The following is a 5,127-nucleotide window of genomic DNA, read 5'->3' as shown; positions in this document are numbered from 1 at the left end:
AGTGGGCGCCGCAAAACCGGCGCGAACAGGTGCTTGCGGCGGCGGAACAAGCCGGCGTCGGCGTCACCCGCGTCGGCGTCATCGAATCTGCACCGGGCCTGCGCCTGGTAGATGCGGGCGGTGAACCGCTCGACCTGACGCCTTCTTCCTTCGACCATTTCAGTTCATGACAACAACAATAGAGCCGGGCCGCAAGGCGTATTCGACCAAACCGGTGCGCCCGACCGCGCGCTTCATGCTGGGGCATCCGGCGCGCCTGTTGGCGCAGGGTTTCGGCAGCGGCCTCTCGCCGATCATGCCGGGTACCTCCGGCACGCTGTTCGCCTGGCTGGCGTATGCGGTGCTGAACCTGCGCTGGCCCGCGATCTTCACGCCGTTGACGTGGCTGTTGATCGTCTTCATCGGTTTCTTCGTCGGCGTGTGGGCTTGCCGCCGCACCGGACGCGACCTCGGCGCGCCCGATCACGGCAGCATGGTGTGGGATGAAATCATCGCGTTCTGGCTGGTGCTGGTGGTGCTGACGCCGGCCGACTTCAAGACGCAATGCTGGGCCTTCTTCTGGTTCCGCGTGTTCGACATGGTCAAGCCGCCGCCGATCGCTTATTTCGATCGCCGCTTCAAGGGCGGCTTCGGCGTGATGTGGGACGACATCGTGGCGGCGTTTTATACGCTGTTGGTATTTGCGTTCTGGCGCTCCATGTAAAACTGCTTCAACAAGAGTATGCTGAAGACATGGGAATGCGACGAATTATTCGATGAATATTCCATTGAATATTTCATGCCGACGTGCATTCACACGTGCGTCGCTCCCATCACGTTGACCACCCGCCAACCCTGAAGGATGACATCAACATGGACACTTCGACTGATCTCGCCGCGCGCGTCGGACTCGCGCTCAAAGCCAGGAATTTGCTGCTTTCCACCGCCGAATCCTGCACCGGCGGCGGCGTCGCCCAGGCCATTACCGAAATTGCCGGTTCTTCGGAATGGTTCGACTGCGGCTTCATCACCTATTCCAACGCCTCCAAGAACGAATTGCTGGAGATTTCCGAAGCGCTCATCGCACAGCACGGCGCAGTCAGCGAAGAAATCGCCGCCGCCATGGCGGAAGGCGCGATTGCCAACAGCAGTTCCGACGTCGCCGTTTCCACCACCGGCATCGCCGGCCCGGGTGGCGCCGTGCCGGGCAAGCCGGTCGGCACCGTCTGTTTCGGCTGGAAGGTCGGCGACCAGACCTTTACCGAACGCCTGGTGTTCAGCGGCGACCGCCGCGCGGTGCGCGAGCAAGCTGTGGTGCATTCCCTGCAAGGCTTGCTGCGCCTGCTGACCTGAATGGCCGGTAAGGTGTATGAAAAAGCACGCATGAAAAAGAGCCGCAGCGAAGTGATCGCGGCGGCTCTGTTTTTTTCGGTTGCGGATTGGGACTCGTTCGGCAAGCCGGTACGTTTCCTCAGCGATACTGATTGATCGCGTCGCGCGTCTCCAGCGCCGGCGTAGTCTTCGCCATCTTGCGGCTTCGCATACAAAATCGCGCGCGAAGAATTGATCATCATGCCGCTGCCGCTTGCCGTCTTGCCCGACTTCACCGTCGCCGCCACGTCGCCGCCCTGCGCACCCACGCCCGGCACCAGCAAAGGCATGTCGCCGATGATGCTGCGCACCTGCGCCAGTTCTTCCGGGAAAGTCGCGCCGACCACCAGGCCGCACTGACCGTTGGTGTTCCATTTGTCGGCCACCAGGCGCGCCACGTGCTGGTACAGCGGCACGCCGTCGACCGTCAGGAATTGCAGATCGGAACCGCCCGCGTTCGAGGTGCGGCACAGCACGATGGCGCTGCGGTCTTTCCATTCCAGATATGGCGCGACCGAGTCGAACCCCATGTACGGACTGACCGTCACCGCCTGCGCGCCATAGCGTTCGAAGGCTTCACGTGCATATTGTTCGGCGGTGGCGCCGATGTCGCCGCGCTTGGCGTCCAGCACGATGGGAATATGCGGATAGGTGGTGCGGATGTAGCGGCAGATTTCTTCCAGCTGGTCTTCGGCGCGCAGGGCGGCGAAATAGGCGATCTGCGGCTTGAACGAACAGGCGACGTCGGCGGTGGCATCGATGATGCCTTTGCAGAAAGCGAAAATGGCGTCCGGCCGGTCCTTCCACTGTGCGGGAAATTTGGCGATATCCGGGTCGAGGCCGACGCATAGCAGCGAATTGTTGGTCTTCCACGCAGCGGATAATTGTTCGATAAATGTCACGGTAAGCCTTAATATGCAAAGATGCGATATTGTAACGCGCCCGCAGCCCGCTCCACCCGCTTGACGGCGCCGGCAGTAGTAAGCACAGTATTGAATCTTCCCATCTTCTTGAGGCACACAATGAAAAAATGGTTTGCATGGCTGGCGATCGCCGCTTCCGTCCTGACGCTGAGCAGCTGCGGCTACAACGACTTCCAGGCCAAGGATGAGGCCACCAAGGCCGCCTGGAGCGAAGTCGTCAACCAGTACCAGCGCCGCGCCGACCTGATTCCCAACCTGGTCAACACCGTCAAGGGTTACGCCTCGCACGAAAGAGAAACGCTGGAAGCCGTCACCCGCGCCCGCGCTGCGGCAACCAGTTTCCAGATCACGCCGGAAGTGCTGAACAATCCGGAAGCCTTCAACAAGTTCCAGCAGGTCCAAGGCGAGCTGTCGTCGGCGCTGTCGCGCCTGATGGCGGTGTCGGAAAACTATCCGCAACTGAAGGCCGACACCAGCTTCCGCGACCTGCAGTCGCAACTGGAAGGCACCGAAAACCGCATCACCGTGGCGCGCCAACGCTACATCGCCTCGGTGCAGGAATACAACGTGCTCGCGCGCAGCTTCCCGACCAACATCACCGCCAAGATTTTCAGCTATCCGGTCAAGCCGTCCTTCACGGTTGAGAACGAGAAAGCGATTTCCACTGCGCCCGCCGTCAATTTCGGCAAATGAGTTTGAGCTAATCCCTATGCAGCGCTTCCCTCGCCTGCTGGCGTTCTGCCTGTTCATCCTGCTGACCGGCTCTTTCCGGAGCGCCGGCGCGCAGGATTTTGTCGCCGTCCCGGCGCTGACTTCGCACGTGACCGATCAGGCCGGCATGCTGGACGAACAGCAACGGCGTACGCTGGACCAGGTTCTGACCGACTACGAAACCCGCACCGGCAGCCAGATCGCCGTGCTGCTGATCGCCAGCACCGCGCCGGAAGCCATCGAGCAATACGGCATTCGCGTCGCCGACGCCTGGAAACTGGGCCGCAAAGGCATTGACGACGGCGTCATCCTGATCGTCGCCAAGGACAATCCCAAAGCCTTGCGGCGCCTGCGCATTGAAGCTGGCCGCGGCGTTCAGGGCAGCCTGACCGACGCCCAGTCGAAACGCATCCTGGAAGACGTGATCGCCCCGCATTTCCGGCAGAACGATTATTACGGCGGCCTCGCTGCGGGCGTTTCGGCGTTGACCAGCCTGCTCGATCGCGAAAACCTGCCGGCAGCAAAGAAAGAAGCCGCCGGCCAAGATGACGCCGGCTGGCTTGAAGTCGCGGTGCTGGTGATCATGCTGGCGGTATTTTTCACCGCGCTGCTGCTGGTGCGACGCCGCTCCGCCGGTCGCAACAACCTCAACAGCAATACCTGGGGCAACGCCGCCGGCGTCATCATCGGCAGCATTCTCAACGAGGCCGCCCGCAGCAGCAGCGGACGCGGAGGATTCGGCGGCGGTGGAGGTGGAGGTGGAGGTGGTTTTGGCGGCGGCAGTGGCGGCGGCGGATTTTCGGGCGGCGGCGGCGGATTTGACGGCGGCGGCGCCTCGGGGGACTGGTAATGAACACATTCAAGCGCTTCCTCAGACACCTGCGCCACACCCGCGCCTCGGCGCGCGCCAGCTTCCCGCCGGCCACGCTGCAAGCGATCCAGACCTGCATCGGCGCCGGTGAAGCGAAGCACCGCGCTGAAGTCCGTCTGGTGATCGAAGCAGCGCTGCCATTGGGCGCGGTGCTTCGCAACGAGTCCTCGCGCGCCCGCGCCCATGAACTGTTTTCCCACTACCGCATCTGGGACACCGAAGAAAACAGCGGCGTGCTGATTTACCTCAACCTGGCCGATCATCGCGTCGAAATCGTCACCGACCGCACAGTCGGCCGCGTCCTCAAGCGCGCTGACTGGGAATCCGTTTGCAGTACAATGACCCGCAGCTTTGCCAACGGGATTTACCATGACGGCGTACTGGAAGCGCTGGCGCAGTTGAACGGTTTGCTGACCGTGCATTTTCCCCAGACGTCGCATCAAAAGAACGAGATTTCCAATCGGCCGCTGATGCTCTGATAGCCCTGTGCGGCCGACGCTGCCCGACAATATCCAGGAAAAACCTGGTTCGCGCCTCGACTCAACGACAACGATGGGGGGGGGAAATGATGAGCACATCCGGTCCTGAACAATCGCATCAGCCCTCGGCACCTTCGCCACAGTCGACCATCGCGACGCAGGAATACCGCTTCAGCGTGCTGCTCATCGACGACCAACTGGTGGTCCAGGAAAAAATCCGAAGTGCCGTGCGTCCGGAAACCGACATCGACTTCCACTTTTGCGGCAAGGCCGCCGACGCGCTGGCCAAGGCCGAGGCCTGCCGTCCCACCGTCATCCTGCAAGACCTGGTCATGCCCGACGCCGATGGCCTCGATCTGGTGCGGCAGTACCGCAGCAGCACGCTGCTGGCGAACGTGCCGGTGATCGTGCTGTCCAGCACCGACGAACCGCTGATCAAGAAAGACGCCTTCCTGGCCGGCGCCAACGATTATGTGGTCAAGTCCTACGACACCATCGAACTGGTCGCGCGCATCCGTTACCATTCGCGCTCCTACATCAACCTCCTGCAACGCGACGCCGCCTACGCCGCCCTGCATGAAAGCCAGAAACAGCTGGAAGCCAGCAATGCCGAACTCAAGCGCCTGACGCATACCGACGGCCTTACCGGCATCGCCAACCGGCGCTATTTCGACGACTACATGAAACAGGAATGGCTGCGCGCGCAACGCGACAAAACACCGCTGTCGCTGCTGTTGATGGATGTGGATTGCTTCAAGCTGTACAACGACACCTACGGCCATCCGGCCGGCGA

At 61.8% G+C, this 5,127-nt stretch carries 7 protein-coding genes and 1 pseudogene; 7 read left to right on the top strand and 1 reads right to left on the bottom strand.

Annotation, left to right across the window (positions count from 1 at the left end):
* The first annotated feature begins 166 nt into the window (after positions 1-166).
* The 3 genes from HLUSI_RS0106970 (at position 167) to HLUSI_RS34610 (ending at position 1,467) form a co-directional block, all read left to right on the top strand.
* Positions 167-703 carry a phosphatidylglycerophosphatase A family protein gene (locus tag HLUSI_RS0106970; protein ID WP_016833300.1) on the top strand — a complete coding sequence of 179 codons (537 nt, stop codon included), beginning with the start codon at positions 167-169 and terminating at the stop codon, positions 701-703.
* A gap of 149 nt (positions 704-852) precedes the next feature.
* The gene (locus HLUSI_RS0106965; protein ID WP_029363228.1) at positions 853-1,332 is read left to right on the top strand and encodes a CinA family protein; all 480 of its coding nucleotides are present in this window, start codon (positions 853-855) and stop codon (positions 1,330-1,332) included.
* The gene (locus HLUSI_RS34610) at positions 1,333-1,467 is read left to right on the top strand and encodes a hypothetical protein (RefSeq protein ID WP_269147404.1); all 135 of its coding nucleotides are present in this window, start codon (positions 1,333-1,335) and stop codon (positions 1,465-1,467) included. It abuts the gene before it with no gap.
* Here HLUSI_RS34610 and pyrF read toward each other — a convergent pair.
* Positions 1,451-2,252 (bottom strand): annotated as a pseudogene (pyrF, locus tag HLUSI_RS27375) (orotidine-5'-phosphate decarboxylase). The gene HLUSI_RS34610 and the pseudogene pyrF sit on opposite strands and share 17 nt — an antisense overlap.
* A gap of 120 nt (positions 2,253-2,372) precedes the next feature.
* On the opposite strand from pyrF, the gene HLUSI_RS0106950 reads away from it, so the two are divergent.
* From HLUSI_RS0106950 to HLUSI_RS0106935, 4 genes are all read left to right on the top strand, one after another.
* Positions 2,373-2,966 carry a LemA family protein gene (locus HLUSI_RS0106950; RefSeq protein ID WP_016833298.1) on the top strand — a complete coding sequence of 198 codons (594 nt, stop codon included), beginning with the start codon at positions 2,373-2,375 and terminating at the stop codon, positions 2,964-2,966.
* Positions 2,967-2,982: 16 nt separating this feature from the next.
* Positions 2,983-3,834 carry a TPM domain-containing protein gene (locus HLUSI_RS0106945; protein ID WP_016833297.1) on the top strand — a complete coding sequence of 284 codons (852 nt, stop codon included), beginning with the start codon at positions 2,983-2,985 and terminating at the stop codon, positions 3,832-3,834.
* A complete protein-coding gene (locus HLUSI_RS0106940) occupies positions 3,834-4,334 on the top strand; it encodes a TPM domain-containing protein (protein WP_016833296.1) in 501 nt (166 codons plus the stop codon). The genes HLUSI_RS0106945 and HLUSI_RS0106940 overlap by 1 nt, the downstream gene beginning before the upstream one ends.
* A gap of 89 nt (positions 4,335-4,423) precedes the next feature.
* The coding region (locus tag HLUSI_RS0106935; protein ID WP_040503240.1) for a GGDEF domain-containing response regulator at positions 4,424-5,127 on the top strand (704 nt) is incomplete at its 3' end.

This window comes from Herbaspirillum lusitanum P6-12 (assembly GCF_000256565.1).
Taxonomy (GTDB): domain Bacteria; phylum Pseudomonadota; class Gammaproteobacteria; order Burkholderiales; family Burkholderiaceae_D; genus Herbaspirillum; species Herbaspirillum lusitanum.
Note: the sequence above shows the minus strand (reverse complement) of the source record. Positions and strands in the feature narration are given on the sequence as shown.

What these genes read in the sequence shown, in the direction of transcription:
- HLUSI_RS0106945 (WP_016833297.1), top strand. Translation starts at nt 2,983, where the DNA reads ATGCAGCGCTTCCCTCGCCTGCTGGCGTTCTGCCTGTTCATCCTGCTG.
- HLUSI_RS0106940 (WP_016833296.1), top strand. Translation starts at nt 3,834, where the DNA reads ATGAACACATTCAAGCGCTTCCTCAGACACCTGCGCCACACCCGCGCC.
- HLUSI_RS0106965 (WP_029363228.1), top strand. Translation starts at nt 853, where the DNA reads ATGGACACTTCGACTGATCTCGCCGCGCGCGTCGGACTCGCGCTCAAA.
- HLUSI_RS34610 (WP_269147404.1), top strand. Translation starts at nt 1,333, where the DNA reads ATGGCCGGTAAGGTGTATGAAAAAGCACGCATGAAAAAGAGCCGCAGC.
- HLUSI_RS0106950 (WP_016833298.1), top strand. Translation starts at nt 2,373, where the DNA reads ATGAAAAAATGGTTTGCATGGCTGGCGATCGCCGCTTCCGTCCTGACG.
- HLUSI_RS0106970 (WP_016833300.1), top strand. Translation starts at nt 167, where the DNA reads ATGACAACAACAATAGAGCCGGGCCGCAAGGCGTATTCGACCAAACCG.